This window comes from Psychrobacillus insolitus (assembly GCF_003254155.1).
GTDB lineage: Bacteria > Bacillota > Bacilli > Bacillales_A > Planococcaceae > Psychrobacillus > Psychrobacillus insolitus.
The window spans coordinates 1-18598 of sequence record NZ_QKZI01000015.1 but is presented as its reverse complement, the minus strand read 5'-3'; the positions used below and the strand labels follow the sequence as shown (position 1 = coordinate 18598).

Here is an 18598-nt window from a genome sequence, read left to right as displayed (position 1 = left end):
TCGATATAACCCTTCAATTTCTAGAAACATGAAACTGCCTGACCTTTACCGAAATTGTGTGACCACATTTCATTTGAGCCAGGAACGTTTCGCACCAACTAAAGCACCCGTTAGTTTAAGTACACTTTTTCACATACTTATTAAACTTTGTATGAAGGCAATTACTATTAAGCTAAATCGGAATCCAATATTTCTTTCTCAGCTTTATTATGCTTTAAAGCAGAAGCAAGTATGACAATGATGCTAACTAATCCGATCCAAACAAGTACAGAAAGTGGAGTGTTCCAAGTCAATCCTTCACCAAAGAAGAATAAGTTTCGAAGACCTTCTATCATAAATCGCATTGGCAACCATGAGTAAATCCAATCTCTATAAAATGGTGACATCATTTCAGGTGCTAATGCTAGTAACGGCCCTCCGAAAAATAGTAGTAAGGCAAAGATTGAAATCCCCTTAATCCCAACTAACGAAAGTACAGCTGAAATCATTAAGATAAAGCTGAATGAAGAAATCGTTAAAAATAATGCTGTATCAAGATAATCTGGGATATTCAGTCCTACCATTCCCTCTGCTATCCATGTAAAGCCAAATCCAATTACTAGTGATACAATAGCACCCATCAAAATTTGGCTAGCCTTTGTCATAAGCCTTTCTTTTCGAGTGCTGATTTGCAATTTACTAACTGCAATAAAGAGAATTGCTGCACTAGCTAAACTGGCCATCCATATTGGCTGGAATAAGGAAACAGGAGCATTTCCGTTTGCACTATTACTACCAACTTCATTCACATTTGTCACTTTCTTCTCGATTGGAACAGTAAGGTTTGTAGCCTGTTCCACCGTTAAAAGGGCTCCTTGCTTTTCAAATCCATTAATCAATTGTTCTCGGACAGTATTATTCATATTGTCCACTACTCCGTTTAAAATCTGTCCTGCCATCGTTGAAGCAGCCATATTCATTCCCTGATTGATAAATATTTGTACTTCTGGTGAAGTAGGCGTTGGTGTCTGGAAGGATGCTTGCTTTACGCTAAAATCTTTGGGAATTACTAATGCAGCGTAATATTTTTGATCATCTAAACCCTTTTCGACTGCCTCACTACTCTTTACTTCTACCCACTTTATTACAGGATCTTCATCTTTTGTAGATTCTGAATTTTTCTGTATCATTTCAACAATTGTTTGCCCCATATTCATCTTCGGTTGATTAGGTATTTCCACCCCTACATCTTCATTTACAATTGCAATGGGAAGATTTTTTGGTTGAGGTTGAACCATTGGAAATAATGTTAGTGAAAAAATAAAAATAACTGCCAATGCAATAATGGGTGAAACTAGTAATAGTTTGTTTTTTAACATACTATAGCCTCCTTAAATTTTGTTATAATAATAAACGACATGTTGTTTATTATAGTAATATTTTAGTCTCCAATTCACTTATGTTCAATAATCAAAATCGACAAATATGTTGGTTACGGAACAGCTTTTATAAATGTGTTGGATAAAATTAAGGAGGAAGTACGTGCAAAATAATAATACGGATTTACGGATCATTCGGACAAAAGAATCAATTCGAGTAGCACTAGTAGAATTAATCGAAGAAAAAGGTTTTGAAGCAATTACAGTAAAAGACATTACAACGAGAGCCAAAATTAATAGGGGTACTTTTTATGCACATTATCAAGACAAATATGACTTAATGACGAAAAGTGAAGAAGAAATTATGCTTGAAATATCCAAAATTGCAAAACAAAACTACCCAGCAGTTATTGCTACACTAGAAAGTGATTCACCAAGTTTAAAACCATTTCAACTAGCAGTTTTAGTATTTGAGTATTTAAATGAAAATAATGGATTTATGAAAGCTGCGTTAGGCCCAAAAGGAGATTTATCATTTCAAACAAGATTAAAGGATTTGATGTGGAAAACACTTTTTGAGAATGAATCAAACGCACTTATTAAAGAGGATAGTTTACTTGTTCCTGCACAATATTTAGCTTCTTATCTTGCATCTGCACATATAGGGGTAATTCAACAATGGTTGAATAGTGGCAGGAAAGAAACACCTCAAGAAATGGCTCGAATACTATCCACCATTACTTTAAACGGACCCTTCTTTGCTGCTGGTTTAAAAAAATAAATTTATAATAGGGCCAGTACAAAAAACAAGTACTGTCCCTTTATTATTTATATCCTTATTCATACAGATAGGTAAGCTTTTGAAGTTATCGCCAGCTTTTCCCCCCGTTCACACCGTACGTGCGACTTTCACCGTATACGGCGTTCCAACTAAACCAATTTATTCTTTCTATGTATAAGCAGACGAGTGCTAATTTTCCAAAGTTAGATTATTTCATTGTTACATTTCAGTCGTAAGTTGTTTACTTTTTCTATTTGCTTATTTGAAAGCTTTACAGCTTTTAAGAACTTTTCAATTTTTGCTTTATCTTTCAAATGAATAAGTTGATGTATAGCTTTGTTCAAAATTATTAAGTTCGAGTAGCTATCATCTTTTGAAATGTGAAAAGGATTAATATGATGACAATGACAATCATTAGTTCCTAATTCTTCACCTAAAATGGCACATTTGCCATACTGGGCAATAAACTTACTAATTCTGTTGTCATTATATTCAATAGATCTGTTTGGAATGTAGTTTCTCATGAGGTGCGTGAGCGTATTCTTATCGATAGCCTTTAGGCTATTATGAATTTTTGCTCTGCCCTCAGTAGTAAAGTTACATATCACTTGGGAGAACCCAAATGTCTTTTTCCAACGTTGTGCATGGATGGGGACAAAGACCATATTTTGTATCTTAAAAAGTTTGGACTTGTAACCCTTGTACCTCTTCTGTACAGTCTTCGTCATCTCATGGAAGCTTGCCTCTGTTCGAATATTCTTTAGTTGATTATATAACGTCTTGCGTAGATGTAGATTTAACTCATTCAAATTAATGGTGATTTGGGTTGCAGCTGCGTAATAGTTTTGAATTCCCATTACAACGGTATTAAAGTTCCAAACAGTTTGAATGCAAGGCTTTCTCTTGATTACTTTTATCGATTCTTTAATCTTTAGAAAAGCGTTTGCTTTGGCCTTTTTGGACATACCTGATTTTGCTACAAAACCAAATCTAGTTTTTCCTTTTCTGATGGCTTTTATTGAAAAGCCCAGAAACTCGGAAGAGTTTTTCTTTAAGTTCACAACCTTAGATTTTTCTGCACTGGTTTCCAAGTGTAATCTCTTATTCAAGAAGTCTTTTAATGCATAATTCATTTTTATAGCCTGCGACCTTGTTCGGCACATCACCTTAAGGCAAGTAGACCACTGGAACCTCCCCAGTAGCCCCTCTCAGAACCGGACGTGAGCCTCTCAACTCATCCGGCTCCCATTATTCAGCCGTAGGCTTTATTCCTAGTTCCCAATGTTTAAAGAGCTTAGGATTCTGAATAGCAATCCTACCCATAAAACGTTCCGCATTTTTCTTATGACGGGCAAGCTTTTTGTATTTCTTTCTTGCCCACATGATTAAGGCTTTATTAATATGCCTTAAACTAGAATACATTTCAGATTTGTAGAACTTCCCATAGTAATTAATCCATCCTTGAATAGCAGAGTTAAACATCATAGATAAGTCAAAGAGTTCCTTATTTACCTTCAATTGCAGTTTCCAACCTCTCACTTTTTGCCGGATTGATTTCTTAGATTTATTGCTAATAGCGGGAGTGAAGTTCACAAAGTATTTTCCCCATCTGTTCTTCGACCGTCTTGGTCTAAACGTATAGCCCAGAAAATCAAATGATATATTTTCATGCTCTTCTTTTCTATCTGCATCCTTGCAATAAATAATTTTGGTTTTAGTTGGATGAAGTTCGAGTTTACATATATTCATTCTCTTGTTTAGGGATTCAAGCAACTTTCGTTGAGGTAACTCCTTTTTCTAGTTAAATCTTTTATATTTTTATTAGTCAATTATTTTGAAGCAATAGTTCTACTTGCTGAGAAATCAGCAGGAAAAAGTACTCATATTTTATCCTTGACAAATAATTAGAAAAAGGCCATAATTCAAACGAAGGCTATAGTTGATAACGATTATCATTATTGTTTAGGAGGTAATAATAGTAAATGAGAATGAAGGTTAATAATGTTGAAGTTGGTTACGACAAAAAAGTAATTGTTAACGGCTTAACAATTGAGATTCCTGATGGGAAGATCACCACAATTATAGGGTCAAATGGATGTGGAAAATCAACATTATTAAAAGCAATGACAAGAATTATTCCTTATCAAAAAGGACAAGTTTTGCTTGATGGAGCTGATATACAGAAGCAGAATACAAAAGAAATGGCAAAAGAACTCTCAATACTACCACAAACGCAAGATAGTGCAGTTGGACTCTTAGTTGAAGAATTGGTCTCTTATGGACGTTTTCCATATCAATCAGGTTTTGGAAACTTAAAAAAAGAAGATAAGAAAATAATTGAATGGGCAATGAAATCTACAAACGTTTATGAATTTAAAGATAACTTAGTAGATGAACTTTCGGGAGGACAAAAACAACGCGTTTGGATTGCGATGGCTCTTGCACAAAATACAGACGTAATTTTTTTAGATGAGCCTACAACATATTTAGACATGGCACACCAACTCGAAGTGTTAAAACTGTTACAAAAGTTAAATGTACAAGAAAATCGAACAATTGTTATGGTGTTACATGATTTAAATCATGCGGCAAGATTTTCACATTTTATGATTGCTCTTGAAAATGGATCTTTAATAAAATCTGGAACGCCAGAAGAAGTGATGACACCAGAAGTTTTACATAAAGTTTTCGATATTGATGCTGTAATTTGTAAAGACCCTCGTTCAAACAAACCAATGTGTATTACATACGATCTTATAAAAGGAGAATAACGATGAAAAAACGGCTTATATTTATAGTAGCAGCTTTAATGCTTGTATTAGCAGCATGTGGAAATGAGGATTCAACTAAGGAAGAAACAACAAAAAATGACGATACAGAAACGTCTAAAATAACATCTGATACAATCACTTATCAATCAGAATCTGGTCCAATTGAAGTGCCCGCTAATCCTCAACGTGTAGTCGTTTTATCATTATACGCGGGAGATTTAATCCAATTAGGTGTTAATATTGTCGGCGCAGATTCTTGGTTAAAAGATAATCCAAACTTTGCTGAAGGGTTAGCAAATGCTGAAGTTATAGCAAGTGATGATTATGAAAAAATTATCGAACTTGACCCAGATTTAATTATTGGTTCAGTAGATGTGGAAGATGCTGCCAAGTTACAAGAAATTGCGCCAACAGTGTTATTTACATACGGTGCTATAGGCTATCTAGAACAACATATTGAAGTTGCTAAGGTTGTTAATAAAGAAGCTGAAGCAACTGCTTGGGTAGAAGATTTTAAAGTACGTTCTCAGGCAGTAGGTGAAGAAATAAAAGCAAAATATGGTGAAGATGTAACGGTTACTGTAGCAGGAAACTATGATAAGCAAATCTCTTTATTCGGAGATAACTGGGGACGTGGAACGGAAATTATATACCAAGAGATGGGCTTGAAAATGCCCCAATCTGTAGAAGATGTGGTACTTGACCCAGGTTATTTTACAATTTCAGAAGAAGTATTTGGTGACTATATTGGTGATTTCTTAGTACTAAACGTGGTTAGAGAAGGGCAAGATACTACATTTCTTGACTCAAACTGGTATAACAATATCCCGGCCGTGAAAAATGGCAATGTCTTTTATGCTGAAGGTCCCGCATTCTACTATAATGACTCCTATTCGTTAGATTTTCAATTAGACTTCTTTAAAAAATCTTTTTTAGGTAACTAAGAAAGGGGTATTTGATGAAAGCATCTTATTCCGTTATAAGTAAAATGCTCCTATCATTAATTGTATTGATACTAATAATTTTAGTAGCCTTAGGCTTTGGGGCAGCAAATACAAGTTTTCAAGATTTGTATGAAGCAATAATCGCAAAAAGCGGCGGCTCCTATTATGAAATTCTCAGAGAAATACGTATACCACGCGTCATCGCAGCATTTTTTGTAGGTGCAGCATTAGCAGTTGCTGGTGCAATCATGCAAGGAATGACGAGAAATCCGCTTGCCGATCCAGGGTTACTCGGGTTAACTTCGGGTGCTAATCTAGCTCTTGCCTTGGTTTTAGCTTTTATACCTGGCCTCCCGTTTTTAATGCTTATGCTAAGTTGTTTTATCGGTGCAGCAATTGGGATGCTAATTGTCTTTGGTATAGGTGTCTCTTCCAAAAACGGTCTATCTCCTCTAAAACTTGTTTTAGCAGGGGCGGCCGTTTCTCTGTTTCTACAAGCAACTTCAGACGGAATTGGCATCGTTTTTAATGTCTCTAAAAACATGAGCATGTGGACAGCTGGCGGTTTAATCGGTACAACGTGGCCTACTTTGATTATCGTTCCTTTCATTATTGGTGGCCTAGTTGTCACGATTATATATAGTAAACAATTAACGATACTTAGTTTAAACGAAGAATTAGCAATAGGGCTTGGACAAAAAACAAAATTAATCAAACTTCTTTTAATGTTGATTGTCATTATATTAGCTGGTGCAGCCGTTGCATTAATAGGAAATTTATCTTTCATCGGTCTATTTATTCCCCATATCGTTCGTAAAATAGTTGGTGCAGATTACCGATTCATCATACCGATGTCCATTATTGTCGGAGGAACATTTATGATTTTCACAGACTTTATTAGCCGGAAAGTTATTGCTCCATTTGAAATACCTGTAGTTTCATTAGTTGCATTAGTTGGTTTACCTTTCTTCATATATATTGTAAAGAAAGGTGGTCGTACTTTCTTTGTATAAAAAAAATAACAAGCTGCTTATGTATTGTTTAATGATGGTTTTACTACTACTAAGTATAATTGCAGGTATTGGCTTAGGCCCCTCTTCGATCGGATTTAGTAAACTTATTCCGACAATTTTAGGAGAAGGTACATTTAAAGAGGAATTCATCTTATTCTCAGTTCGTATGCCTCGTGTATTTGTTCTTGCTCTAGCCGGAATGTCACTAGCTTTATCTGGTGCAATTTTACAAACATTGACGAGAAACGATTTAGCTGATCCAGGGATTATTGGAATAAACGCTGGGGCAGGTGTTGCCATTACAGTGTTTTATTTATTTGTCGATGCTAAATTAGAATATTATTCCTATATATTACCGGCAGTTGGCTTTGTAGGCGCGCTAATTGTAGCTATGTTTATATTTATTTTTGCAATGGATAAACGAAATGGAATTGAACCAGTAAAACTAGTGTTGATGGGTGTAGGATTTGCATCAGCCTTATCAGGTTTAATGATCATTTTAATCTCGGGTGCAAAACAAGAGGACGTACAATTTGTTGCAAAGTGGCTATCGGGAAATATTTGGGGGGCAGATTGGCCATTCATTTTGGCACTTCTTCCGTGGCTTATAATAGCGGTACCTATTTTATATTCGAAACAAAAATCGATGAATCTACTAGCTTTGAATGAAACTGTGGCAAAAGGATTAGGTGTTTCGATTAAGCGAGATCGCATACTGTTACTAATTATTGCCGTAGCATTAGCAGCTTCAGCCGTTTCTGTTGTAGGAAGTATTAGTTTTATTGGATTAATTGCACCTCATATTGCAAAACAATTGGTCGGTTCAAAACATCAAAACTTTTTATTTTTGTCACCCCTTATCGGTGCGGCAATATTAGTTTTTGCTGATACAATTGGTAGAATCATTTACAGTGAGGCAACTATTCCAGCTGGAATTATCGTTGCTATTATAGGAGTACCGTATTTCTTATTCTTATTAAGAAAAAAGGTATGATTCCTTACTTATTTACTCAAATTTCGCCCAGTGAATTAGGAAAAAACCCTTGATGTAACTAAGCAGACCTTCAATCCATTTATTCCGGTGAGTGGAATTGTCGGTGTAATTCTTGTTTTAACAGGAGATTGGATTAGGAAGGCGATATTCGCACCTGCGGAACTACCAGTCGGGTTTGTCATTTCTATTATAGGGGTGCCGTATTTCATTTATTTATTAATAACGAATAGTCGAAAAATTACAGGATAAAGAATGGAGATAAGTTATGAGTTATACACATGTAGTGAAAACAATACGTCACCCTTTGTCGAAAAATGCATATCGAATTACAATCGCAATTCCAAAGGAACGGGCACCAGAAGAAGGATACCCAGTCCTCTACGTTTTGGACGGTAACGCTTATGGTGTTCTCTTTGAAAATGTTGTGGCATTGCAGTCGCAACATACTGAAAGCACAGGTGTGTCTCTGTCGGTGATTGTATCGATTGGATATGAGCAAGAAGATGTCTTTCCTCCTCAACGTGTATATGACTTCACACCAAAAAGTGAAGTTGTCAACTTACCGGAATACCCTCCTGGAGTGCCTTGGCCTATTTGTGGAGGAGCAGAGCATTTTTTAGAAATATTAAAAGAAGTGAAAGAAATCGTTCGACAAATGCTTGATATGAATGATAAACAGCAACTTATTTTTGGGCATTCTTTAGGTGGATTACTTCTTGTTCAGACGCTCGTTCGAGAACCTCAATTATTCTCACATTATTATATCTGTAGTCCGTCTCTTTGGTGGAATCAAGAGCAAGTATTACAAGAAGCTTTGCATATCTCACAAGTAGAATGTGCGATCTTCATTGCAGTGGAGCAAGTGGTGAAATATCGGATGTATGAAAATGCACGGTCCTTATTTTGCCATTTGGAATCATTACCCTTACAATCGGTACAATTTCATACATCACCGCATGAAAATCATATGTCAATCGTTCCAACCAGTATAAGTCAAGCATTACGATTTTTAATGAATAAGAAATGATAGCTGTTGAACCGACTATTATTTGGAGAATGTCTCATGAATGCTCGTTAGGATGTGACGATTGTAATTAGTGCCAGCGTATAATGTAATATAAGTCAACCGCTATGTTTCACGAAAAATGGCCGCACGAAACCAATGTCTTAGAAGCAACTTTTGAAAACTCAACAATCACAGAACTTTATGATTACGCTTTTCCGTGACACGAAAAAATCTTGCGTTTCATCCTGCACGGATACAACCTATTGAATCTAAACTTAAGATTTTACATATTATTCGTATTTGCGGGACAAGATTCATACGCTGGCTCACGTGGTCACAATGCCTCGGACACTCTGATTGATGTAATCTAATATCCCGGGAAAGCGCAATTTATCTTAGAAATTTTCAATTTGAAACTGCTCGTTACGAAACTAGCTCAGCGTTGTGAATGACGTATTGTGCATAGAATTGTTGACGGGCTTTTTTCGTTGTTATTTTGCGTTCAATTTGTGATTTTTAAGTTATAAGAAGGGTCCCGACCTTGATAGACCTTACCATCTCGCATCATTGCAAAAGCCATACGCAGTACCCGATTCCCAAGGGCAATGAAGGCCTGACGGGTCTTTTTTCCTTATCTTTCAACGACAGCTAGTATGAATGTCTAGAGTTATAAGTAAGTGTGACCTGATAATTCATTTAACATTTAAATCTTCTTTATGTGCCTCCATATCGTAAAAAGAATATTCAGCATCCTAGTGCCAATTAAATGCTATTTCTTCCGCTTGTTCTTGTGTCATAAATTCAAACTTATATCCCATAATTATCCCCCTTGTATCACTATTACAATATCATGCATCCATTTACCTTGTTCATACAGATAGGTAAGCTTTTGAAGTTATCGCCAGCTTTTCCCCCCGTTCACACCGTACATGAAACTTTCACTTCATACGGCGTTCCAACTAATCCAATTCGATTTAATCATCAACACTTTAGATATGATAATACCTTCGGTATCTCAATTCTTCCGTTTCAATAAGTCGGTGCCTCCCGTAGGAGGTGAACCTCTATTAGTCTCACGAGAACCTTATTAACCGATAAAGATTTGCCTTGCATGATTAAATGATTCTTCATTAGTCTAGTGGCTATCCCTCCATGTGGATTAAACATTTCATCGGTACTGTACCACCACTTTCACTGATATAAAGACAAGTTATACAACTACTAATATCATAATTATTTTCCTTGCCAACGTTTCGTAGGGAGTAAGCCCTCCACGTTATCAGCTTACAACGTTGAATTATATCTATTATAGAATGAACTTAGGTGCTTCCTGTAAGCCTGTTAGCATTCATATGCCTGTAACGTATCATGGATTTTCATATTAGTTAGTCTTACTCACCCACATCTAACCTCACAATTTGGTGACATACACATTTCTATGTATCGCAGTTCTAGACCCGTACATTCAGAAGTTCGTCAGCTTAACCTTTTCTTGTAGGTTTATTCGCATTCTCACCATATTCATTCAACTCAAGCATCATGAACTACACCACTCCATCGAGTAGGCTTTCGTCAGCCGAACTGGTACGGTAGTTTCTCACGCCTTTTCACCGAGCTTATAACACGGTCATTCTTACTAAATCCAGTGCTACTCGACTAAGAGAGAACCCTTCCGAGCGTTACCTCATCATTTGATTTTTCGATATAATCCTTCAGTTCCATAAGGAACTGCCTAGCCTTTACCAGAGAGATGTAACCATCCTCCATTTAAACTAGGAACATTTCGCACAACTAAACTGCGGCGTTAGCTCAATAAGAAAAAGGCTTTACCCCTTCTTGAAGTAAAGCGCCTGTTGAATATTTTAAAATTTTAAATGTTAAGTCTCTTATTTAATTCTTTTAAGCTATGCAAACTAAAATCTCTAACATCCCTATTTTTACTTCTGGATAGTTCATTCAATAATTCCAATAAATAAGTATCATCTATAATTCCTTTATTCTCACCTTCAGCACAGCATAATAAAAATAGCAGTAAATTAAAATGCACTTTTGGTTTCTCGTGTTGTCTCATTTTTTCAACCATAAATCGTATAAACTCTTTATTCGTCGAGAGAATTTTTGTGAAAAAACGGTCAATTTCTCCTGGCTTTCCCTTTTGCATTACTAAGTCAATTTTCTCGTAGTAATCTTTTATTTCCTGTTCAGAAAGCTCTAAATCATAAGAGTCCAATTCTACATCTTCAATGTAATTAACAAGCCCGCTAATAAATTCCTGAAAATCATTTGCTAGTTTTATCTCTTGATTTTGTTCCACATCGATGAAAATAACAGAAGGATTTTTCTTATTTCTATAATCCAAACAGATAAACATCGGTGGGTCTGCTGATATAATCAATAATTTTTTACTGCGTATCCCCCATTCTTTTCGTAAATATATACTATCTAATATTCCTGGTTCTTCGCCTATTCCATATAAAAAATCTATATATACAGAATTGTTAGCCCAGCTATTGGGAGTAGCAGTGGGGAAATATTTCTTTTTTAAATAAAATCCATTCCTTTTCGACATCAAGTTAATATATGACTCAGGCAATTCTACTTTTAATTCTTGTTGAATTTTTTCTACCATTTCTAAATCAACTTGACCTTTGAAATAATCATCAAAGTTTTCTTCCCATAATTCTAATTTCATTTTCTTACACTCCTATAAAATGTATAAAAAATAATTCCTAAATAATTTTATCACCATTTTCAATGGTGGCTACAATATATTGAAAATTCAACTAAACTGCTGCTTTAGATCAATAAGATAAAAGGCTTTACTCCTTCTTGAAGTAAAGCACCATGTTAGTTGAAGATATAACAATATTTATTTCTTAGAATCGATTTATATGGTCTCTTAATTTATAGTCTTCCCATCACTATCTTGCACAAATATCTTATGGGATTTAATCTTAGTTACTGAATTGCTGCAGCTTTGAAATAAAGTTGTTCAAAAGACCCTCCTGAACCATGCAAGTAGGTGTTTGTCCATTTCAGATGAAATAAAAATTCATATATATACTTTATATCGAAGAGATTCGGTAAATAGTTTTTTAAAGGAGAAAGAGAATTTGATCAACATAAAGAATAATACTAAGACAATATATAACAGTATTGGAGGAATTAAAAATGAAGCCATTCTCAGTGAAAGAAATCCGCCTATGTGTAAATGGACAGCTTATTCAAGGCTCTGATGAATTTATGGTTAACGATATGATTTATCATATTACGAAGATGGAGCCGAACAAATTAATTTTCTTAAGACAGAAAAGTCGAATTGATTGGGAAAAAATTGCTCAATCGGTCCCTTGTGTGGTCGTAACAGATTCATTGTATGCTGAATTAGAGCTTATTGAAAATTATACTATTATCAAGGTCCAAGACATCGAGCAGGCATTTTGGAAGTTCGTTGATTTTTATCGAGACCAATTTTCCATCCCTGTTGTTTCTGTAACAGGAACAAATGGGAAAACGACAACTAAAGATATGATTAGACATATTCTTAGTTTTGACCGTATCGTCACTGGAACTAAACATTCAGCAAACTCAAGGACCCATCATCTTACTTATCTACTTTCCATTGAAAAGGACACAGATGCCGCTGTGTTTGAATCGGCGGTAGGAGAACCAGGAGATGTGCTACTCGCATCTCGATACTATAAGCCAACAATCGGTATTATTACAAATATAGGCGTGTATCATCTTGATGGATGTAAAACACCGGAAGCTTATCTTCAAGCAAAGGCTGAAATGGTTCAAGCTGTCGGATCAAAAGGTACACTTATCGTTAATGCTGATGATGAGAATACAAAAAAAATTGGACTAAAAGAATTTCAGGGAAAGGTGCTAACCTTTGGTGTTAATAACCATGCTGATTTTCAGGCAACCAAAATTCAATACGGCGATAACGGGATGCACTTTGAGTTAACCCTTAAAAAAAGGAATCTTTTCTCCTATACCTTTAAAGAAAAATATTCAATTTTTGTACCTGGCTATGGGCAGCATCAGGTTCTGAATGCTCTAGCGGCCTTTGTAGCTGTACATGAAATGGGAATTGACATAAGTGTAGCTGCAAAACGGATACAGTCATTTCATAACCTTCGTGCTCATCTTGAATGTAACATAGGAATGGGAGGCTGCATCATTTTGGATGATACTTGGAGTTCAACTCCTGGTTCCCTAAAGGCTGCATTTGAAACACTAAATGGGATTTCTCGGGGGAAGAAAAGGATCGCCCTCATTGGAGATATTAAGCGTTTAGGTAATTTCAGCCTAGATTTCCATCGTCAAACAGGAGATATGATCGCAGAAAACGGGGTAGACGTATTGATTACAGTTGGTTCGATGGCTGTTGAGATCGCAAAACAAGCAGAACTTAAAGGACTACACGGTAAAGTCTATTCTTTTCCAAATATCCATGGGGTTGAGTTATTATTGGAAAAAATATTAGATGAGAATAGCATCTTACTTATTAAAAGTTCATCTACGAATGATGCTATTGTTAATTTGAAAAGCAAATTAAAGCTTCGTATGACTGACTAAGCTGTTTGCTTGGACGCTTCTATTCAACTCTGAGATGAAAAGTAATCGTCTACTTTAATAAAATCGAGTAAAAGGGAGTGATTAACTCCCGACCTCTCACATTACCGTATGTACCGTTCGGTATATGGCGGTTCAATTATGATTGATGACGCAAAGTTTCGTATTGAGATAATTATAATAGACTTTTGAGACCTAGGGAACTCCAGTAGGAGTTTCCTAGGTCTCCGTGTATTATGGGGCTTTTGGGAATTCTCCAGTATCTTTTGAGTAAGTTTCCCCACTCATACGCCTTATCTTTTGGAGCACCTGCCGTATCTGCCAATGAGTAATAACCGCATGCCACCATCAGGTTTCGGGATTTCGACCCTGCTGACGTGTTATACGGTTTATAGGTTCCCGCAAGGAGTTCCTTTTTAATGGTTTCCCAGTTTCCATGCTGGGCGCATATAAAAAATGACCTCCCATCATTGGAGATCATTTTTTTATATTAAATTAATTATCCATAAAGTTCCTAATTGACAGAATAAACATTTTATTCATTTTAGTTTGCAGAATAGAATCCAATGCTTTGCAGATACTTTTCCATAAATGTTAAAAAGAGCTCAATATCATCTTTAGTGAGATCGCCAATATTAGCTACCCTAAACGAATTCAAATAGTTAAGCTTCCCGGGATAGATCGTTATCCCGTTAGCGTATAAATAATCATGCATGCTGTCGAAATCATAAGCCACACATGTAGGCTCCACTATTGCTGTAATAACTTTAGAATGGTGTTTGGCGGCGACAAGATGTTTTAAGCCGAGTCTGGAGATGCCAGCAATTAACGTTTCCCAAGCTTGAGAATACCTTTCATATCTTTCTTTTACCCCTTCTTCTTTTACTTCTAAAATGGCTTGTTTTAGTGCATAGATTGTCTGGACAGGCGGGGTAAACCGCATCTGACCCGTCTCATTGAAATGTTTATATTGACAATAAAGATTTAGGTAATAATTGATTGGCTTTGTCTTTTTTTCTTTCCCTAATTCACCTTTTTTAGCTATAACAAAAGAGACTCCTGCCATACCTTGCAGGTTTTTATTGGAACTAGCTGCCAAATAACTGATATTCATTTTACTCATTTGAATTGGAATGGCAGCATACGAACTCATGGCATCTACCATCATTATAATCTTGTTTTCCTTGCAAATTGATCCAATCGTTTCAATATCATTTAATAATCCTGTTGTTGTTTCATTGTGCACGACAGCAAGATATGACACAGTCCGCGGAAATTTTTGAATAAATAATTGTAATTGGTCTAATTGAATGGGTTTATCCGCTGGACTTAAAAACTCAACCCAATCCAGCTGATAAGCTTCTGCAATTTCACACATTCGTTTTCCGTATGCTCCGTTATTAATGATTACTATAACCCCATCATTCATAACCGAACTCAAGATTGACTCTACTGCAGCAGTACCGGAACCACCAAACAGGATGGTTGTATATTGTTCTATATCTGCTACTAGGCTAGTAAGTTCGGAAGATACGAATTGCATTAAATGACCGAATTCATCTTCACGTGGACAAATATCAGGTACAACTTGTGCGTACTTAACCGTATCCGTTGTAGTAGCGGGACCGGGATTTAATAATATATTTCTCTTAATTTTTCGCAAGTTGCTCATCCCTTTTAGTTAATAAATCTTTGAAGCCGTGTTTTTACTTCACTAGGTGAAATTCTAGGACGCCCTAAGTTTTGTCTTGATCCTTTTGCAATTTTCACATACAAAAAAGTCAATCCTTTTGTCTCTTTCCATTCTTTTATTCCATTTTCGAGTTCGTCTAAGCTGTGTATATAAGATGATTTTTCGTATCCGCAAGCGGCAGCGATATCGACAAAATTAACGTTGTGGGCAACAGTACTTTGCCCTCCAGTTGAATCGTGAGTTTGATTATCCAGTAGGATGTGAAGCATGTTCTCGGGTTGATAGCAACCATTTGTAGCTAAACTCCCCATTCGCATAAGCAGCGAACCATCTCCATCAATGACAACTATATCCAGTTCTTTTCGCGTAAGAGCTAATCCTAACCCAAAAGAACTTACACAACCCATGGAGCCAACCATGTACAGGTTGTTGGGGCAATCCTCCACTTCATAAAGTTCTCTACCCGTTTTACCCGTTGTTGCCAGTTGCACTGTATTCTCATCTTTGCAGCCATTAATCACTTTTAATGTATCAAATCTACTTGGCAATGCATCTGCGGTGATTTTTTCGCTTTTTTCCTTGTTTTTATAAATAAATTGTTTCTCTATTTTTAATTTCTCACTTTCAAATATCCCTTTTTTCACCACAAAGAAGTATGGTTGCTTTTTTTCAATCCACTTGTTAGCTATTTCAAGCTGTTTCATTGCAATGCTATTATCAGGAGATAAGAATTGCCATTTTATTTGCATGAGATCTAACATTTGTGTCGTAATCAGCCCCATTAATTCATGCTGGGGTTCATCGGTCAAACCGGGTTCTCCTCGTAGACTAACAAACCCAAGTACAGGTATTTGAAAGGGATAGTTTAAGGAAGTAAGTGGAGAAACAGCATTAGTTAGACCTGAGTTTTGCATTAAAACAACTGGTTTCCTTCCTCCTAAGTAAGCTCCCGACGCTATGGCGACAGCGTCACCTTCATTAGCAGCAGCAATATAATTACACTCGTTTATGGCGTAGTTAATAAGATTTGTTAAAAATGAACATGGAACCCCACTGTGAAAGTCGAAACCAAGTCTTTTAAGTTCATTTCCAAATTTATTCGTGTTTAACATTAAAATCACTCCTTATCCGGCTGTATGAGGTTAGTAGTTGAAGGCAAATATTTCTTTTCTGCTATTTGAAGTTCCTCAACATTTTGAAGTCTGAAAATTTCATTCACACTTGCAATTGATTCCTCTACCTGAATAAGACTTTCCTCTTTTTGAATTTGTTTTGAAATGTTTTGCATAGCGGTGATTGACGCCCTTAAGTTATGGTTAGCCCAAATCACAGTGTTGATCCCTAGCTTTCTGAATTCGGAGGTTGGTGTCGTATAATATTTTGTAGGAACAATAACAACTGGACTTCTGCTATTCCATTTCTTCATAAATGCTTCAATTTCTTTAAAATGAGTCTGTTTACTGTGGATAAGAACCGCATCGGCACCAGCTTTTCTATATGCCTCTGCACGTGTTAGCACCTCTTCTAACCCCCACCCTGCAATAAAAGCCTCAACCCTGGCTACAACCATAAAATCATCATCTGCTTGACAATCCTTCATCGCTTCTATTTTCCCGCAAAACTCTTCAATTGATGCTAGAGGTTGGGCTTGCCCGTTAATAAATGAGTTAGTTTTCGGAAAGAGTTTGTCTTCAATACATACGCCAGCTATATCTAATTGTTCTAGTTTTTTCACTAACCTTCTAGCATTATTAAAATTTCCATAGCCTGTATCCCCATCTAATAGGATCGGGATTTTCGTAGCATCACTCATAAACTCAAGTATATTTAATACTTGCGTCCATGAAGCTTCATTATTATCTCTAACACCCATTGATGCTGATATCGATAACCCACTAGCCCATATTCCTTTAAAACCAGCTTCTTCTACAATCTTCGCCGATAACCCGTTATGAGCTTCCATTAAAAACTCTGGTTTTTGAGAATGCAGTAAGGTTTTTAATTTTGTCGTTTTCTTCATGATTTCCATACTCCTCACCTTGCAATTTATAAATTCTTATCACATACTAATCGCGAATATCTGATTATCATACGTAAGAATCTGAAAACTGACAGGGCTGGAGCTAGTATGAACAAACTCGTGACAGAAATTAAACAGGAGATTAACACTTATTTAGCTCGCCCAGATGTTGATGAACAGATCGGTGACGATGCATATTCGATCCAACTATTCTGATTTCCTCTTCTAATGTCCAACCATATTAATTTATGCTGTATCAATCAAGGAAAGGTGAGTTTGTTCCCACTCCATATTTTATGGGCTCTGCGTTACCCGTAAGCTTCTTCGAGACATGGGAGTACCTATTATCCTCAATATCAGCTGAATGATTTGAAACTTGCACTTTCTGTACGGTGCTGGGGAAAAGCCGGAGATAACTTCAAACTCTTACCAATTGTTAACGGTTAGTTCTACATTTTAGTTCAATAATTTTTTTGTTCTTTTATCTTCAAATAAATCGTTGGTTTCGGCACTCCTGTGAGCTTCACAATATCAGCAACACTCATACCATTTACTTCTCTAGTAGCCATCAAGTTTAATGCTTGTTGTACTTTCTTTTCCGGTTGCCCAATACGTCCCATATGCTTACCTGCAGCTTTTGCTCGTTCCCTACCCTCACTTGTTCTTTCAACAATGATATCACGCTCGAATTGTGCAAAGCTCCCTAAGATGTTAAACATCAACTTATTTAGACTGGTGTTATCTTTACCTGCTCCAAACGTAATATTGTCTCGTAGGAATACAACACTTACACCTTTTTCGTTTAATTCAGTAACGATTTTATTTAGATCAATAATACTTCGAGCCAATCGATCGATCTTTGTAACAACCACCGTATCACCGTCACGAACGTATTCAAGCATTTCTTTTAACCTTGTACGATTCTTTGTACTTGTTCCGGTTACTTTCTCGACAAACAACTTTTCACACCCAGCTTCTTTTAACGTTTCAATTTGCGTAGTTAAATCTTGCCCTTCACCGGAAACACGACCATATCCAACTTTTTCACCCAAAATTCCACTCCTCTGTCTAATTGTTATCAATGTTTTGTACTAATAATTATATACAAACTTTTAGACAAATATTCGTTCGAATACGGAATACATTTCGGATGAATTATTGATGGTCTATTTCTTAACACTTTTAGACTTTGAACAGGGATGATCTACTTTGATCTTCTTGTAAAATATAAATATTTCTAATCTGCTTCTTATTATGCTTTTGACCTATTAAACAATATTGTTAATAAATTATTATCAAAGTAAAAAGGACCTAAAATGGTCCTTTTTTGTGGTGTTCTTATTATAGTGATAGGTAAGCCTTTGAAGTTATCTCCAGCTTTTCCCCCACTTCACACCGTACGTGAGACTTTCACCTCATACGGCGTTCCAACTAATC

15 protein-coding genes and 3 pseudogenes are annotated in these 18598 nt (G+C 36.1%); 8 read left to right on the top strand and 10 right to left on the bottom strand.

Going from position 1 to position 18598, the window contains the following annotated elements; translation table 11 throughout:
• Positions 1-167: 167 nt before the first annotated feature.
• Positions 168-1358: a YhgE/Pip domain-containing protein gene (locus tag C7437_RS16100; RefSeq protein ID WP_111441022.1), complete on the bottom strand. Its 1191-nt coding sequence runs from the start codon at positions 1356-1358 to the stop codon at positions 168-170.
• Between the two features lie 163 nt (positions 1359-1521).
• Here C7437_RS16100 and C7437_RS16095 point away from each other — a divergent pair, with 163 nt between their 5' ends.
• Positions 1522-2139, top strand: a complete 618-nt coding sequence (locus C7437_RS16095; RefSeq protein ID WP_111441021.1) for a TetR/AcrR family transcriptional regulator — start codon at positions 1522-1524, stop codon at positions 2137-2139.
• Positions 2140-2342: 203 nt separating this feature from the next.
• On the opposite strand, the gene C7437_RS16090 is transcribed toward C7437_RS16095, so the two are convergent.
• Both C7437_RS16090 and C7437_RS17265 read right to left on the bottom strand, forming a co-directional pair.
• The gene (locus tag C7437_RS16090) at positions 2343-3272 is read right to left on the bottom strand and encodes an HNH endonuclease signature motif containing protein (protein ID WP_211310040.1); all 930 of its coding nucleotides are present in this window, start codon (positions 3270-3272) and stop codon (positions 2343-2345) included.
• A 115-nt stretch (positions 3273-3387) separates the two neighbouring features.
• Entirely contained in the window at positions 3388-3888 is a 501-nt protein-coding gene (locus C7437_RS17265) for a group II intron maturase-specific domain-containing protein (protein WP_245909323.1), read from the bottom strand.
• A 233-nt stretch (positions 3889-4121) separates the two neighbouring features.
• Here C7437_RS17265 and C7437_RS16080 point away from each other — a divergent pair, with 233 nt between their 5' ends.
• The 6 genes and pseudogenes from C7437_RS16080 to C7437_RS16055 all read left to right on the top strand — a co-directional run bounded on the left by C7437_RS16080 (position 4122) and on the right by C7437_RS16055 (position 8888).
• Positions 4122-4910, top strand: coding sequence for an ABC transporter ATP-binding protein (locus tag C7437_RS16080; RefSeq protein WP_111441020.1), 789 nt, complete (start codon positions 4122-4124; stop codon positions 4908-4910).
• A 2-nt stretch (positions 4911-4912) separates the two neighbouring features.
• Positions 4913-5854 (top strand): ABC transporter substrate-binding protein, encoded by a 942-nt coding sequence (locus C7437_RS16075; protein ID WP_111441019.1) that lies wholly within the window; start codon positions 4913-4915, stop codon positions 5852-5854.
• 14 nt (positions 5855-5868) lie between these two features.
• Positions 5869-6867, top strand: coding sequence for a FecCD family ABC transporter permease (locus tag C7437_RS16070; protein WP_111441018.1), 999 nt, complete (start codon positions 5869-5871; stop codon positions 6865-6867).
• Between the two features lie 19 nt (positions 6868-6886).
• On the top strand, positions 6887-7861 hold the full coding sequence (locus tag C7437_RS16065; protein ID WP_111441024.1) for a FecCD family ABC transporter permease: 975 nt from the start codon (positions 6887-6889) through the stop codon (positions 7859-7861).
• A gap of 69 nt (positions 7862-7930) precedes the next feature.
• A pseudogene (locus C7437_RS16060) lies at positions 7931-8110 on the top strand (iron chelate uptake ABC transporter family permease subunit); the annotation flags it as partial.
• A gap of 16 nt (positions 8111-8126) precedes the next feature.
• On the top strand, positions 8127-8888 hold the full coding sequence (locus tag C7437_RS16055; protein WP_111441016.1) for an alpha/beta hydrolase: 762 nt from the start codon (positions 8127-8129) through the stop codon (positions 8886-8888).
• 734 nt (positions 8889-9622) lie between these two features.
• Here the strand turns inward: C7437_RS16055 and C7437_RS17260 are convergent.
• Together C7437_RS17260 and C7437_RS16045 are read right to left on the bottom strand one after the other, a co-directional pair.
• A pseudogene (locus C7437_RS17260) lies at positions 9623-9685 on the bottom strand (GNAT family N-acetyltransferase); the annotation flags it as partial.
• Positions 9686-10737: 1052 nt separating this feature from the next.
• The gene (locus C7437_RS16045) at positions 10738-11559 is read right to left on the bottom strand and encodes an SMI1/KNR4 family protein (protein WP_111441015.1); all 822 of its coding nucleotides are present in this window, start codon (positions 11557-11559) and stop codon (positions 10738-10740) included.
• A gap of 479 nt (positions 11560-12038) precedes the next feature.
• On the opposite strand from C7437_RS16045, the gene C7437_RS16040 reads away from it, so the two are divergent.
• The gene (locus C7437_RS16040; protein ID WP_111441014.1) at positions 12039-13451 is read left to right on the top strand and encodes a Mur ligase family protein; all 1413 of its coding nucleotides are present in this window, start codon (positions 12039-12041) and stop codon (positions 13449-13451) included.
• Positions 13452-13623: 172 nt separating this feature from the next.
• Here C7437_RS16040 and C7437_RS17255 read toward each other — a convergent pair.
• The 5 genes and pseudogenes from C7437_RS17255 to C7437_RS16015 all read right to left on the bottom strand — a co-directional run.
• Positions 13624-13758: pseudogene (locus C7437_RS17255) on the bottom strand (group II intron reverse transcriptase/maturase); the annotation flags it as partial.
• 234 nt (positions 13759-13992) lie between these two features.
• Entirely contained in the window at positions 13993-15111 is a 1119-nt protein-coding gene (locus C7437_RS16030; protein WP_425450577.1) for a 2-aminoethylphosphonate--pyruvate transaminase, read from the bottom strand.
• A 14-nt stretch (positions 15112-15125) separates the two neighbouring features.
• Positions 15126-16253, bottom strand: a complete 1128-nt coding sequence (gene aepY, locus C7437_RS16025) for a phosphonopyruvate decarboxylase (protein WP_111441012.1) — start codon at positions 16251-16253, stop codon at positions 15126-15128.
• Between the two features lie 5 nt (positions 16254-16258).
• Entirely contained in the window at positions 16259-17161 is a 903-nt protein-coding gene (gene aepX / locus C7437_RS16020) for a phosphoenolpyruvate mutase (RefSeq protein WP_111441011.1), read from the bottom strand.
• Between the two features lie 461 nt (positions 17162-17622).
• Positions 17623-18213 (bottom strand): recombinase family protein, encoded by a 591-nt coding sequence (locus C7437_RS16015; protein ID WP_425450576.1) that lies wholly within the window; start codon positions 18211-18213, stop codon positions 17623-17625.
• Positions 18214-18598: the final 385 nt, after the last annotated feature.

What these genes read in the sequence shown, in the direction of transcription:
- C7437_RS16100 (WP_111441022.1), bottom strand. Translation starts at nt 1,358, where the DNA reads ATGTTAAAAAACAAACTATTACTAGTTTCACCCATTATTGCATTGGCA.
- C7437_RS16090 (WP_211310040.1), bottom strand. Translation starts at nt 3,272, where the DNA reads ATGAATTATGCATTAAAAGACTTCTTGAATAAGAGATTACACTTGGAA.
- C7437_RS17265 (WP_245909323.1), bottom strand. Translation starts at nt 3,888, where the DNA reads ATGAATATATGTAAACTCGAACTTCATCCAACTAAAACCAAAATTATT.
- C7437_RS16080 (WP_111441020.1), top strand. Translation starts at nt 4,122, where the DNA reads ATGAGAATGAAGGTTAATAATGTTGAAGTTGGTTACGACAAAAAAGTA.
- C7437_RS16075 (WP_111441019.1), top strand. Translation starts at nt 4,913, where the DNA reads ATGAAAAAACGGCTTATATTTATAGTAGCAGCTTTAATGCTTGTATTA.
- C7437_RS16070 (WP_111441018.1), top strand. Translation starts at nt 5,869, where the DNA reads ATGAAAGCATCTTATTCCGTTATAAGTAAAATGCTCCTATCATTAATT.
- C7437_RS16065 (WP_111441024.1), top strand. Translation starts at nt 6,887, where the DNA reads ATGTATTGTTTAATGATGGTTTTACTACTACTAAGTATAATTGCAGGT.
- C7437_RS16055 (WP_111441016.1), top strand. Translation starts at nt 8,127, where the DNA reads ATGAGTTATACACATGTAGTGAAAACAATACGTCACCCTTTGTCGAAA.
- C7437_RS16045 (WP_111441015.1), bottom strand. Translation starts at nt 11,559, where the DNA reads ATGAAATTAGAATTATGGGAAGAAAACTTTGATGATTATTTCAAAGGT.
- C7437_RS16040 (WP_111441014.1), top strand. Translation starts at nt 12,039, where the DNA reads ATGAAGCCATTCTCAGTGAAAGAAATCCGCCTATGTGTAAATGGACAG.
- aepY (WP_111441012.1), bottom strand. Translation starts at nt 16,253, where the DNA reads ATGTTAAACACGAATAAATTTGGAAATGAACTTAAAAGACTTGGTTTC.
- aepX (WP_111441011.1), bottom strand. Translation starts at nt 17,161, where the DNA reads ATGAAGAAAACGACAAAATTAAAAACCTTACTGCATTCTCAAAAACCA.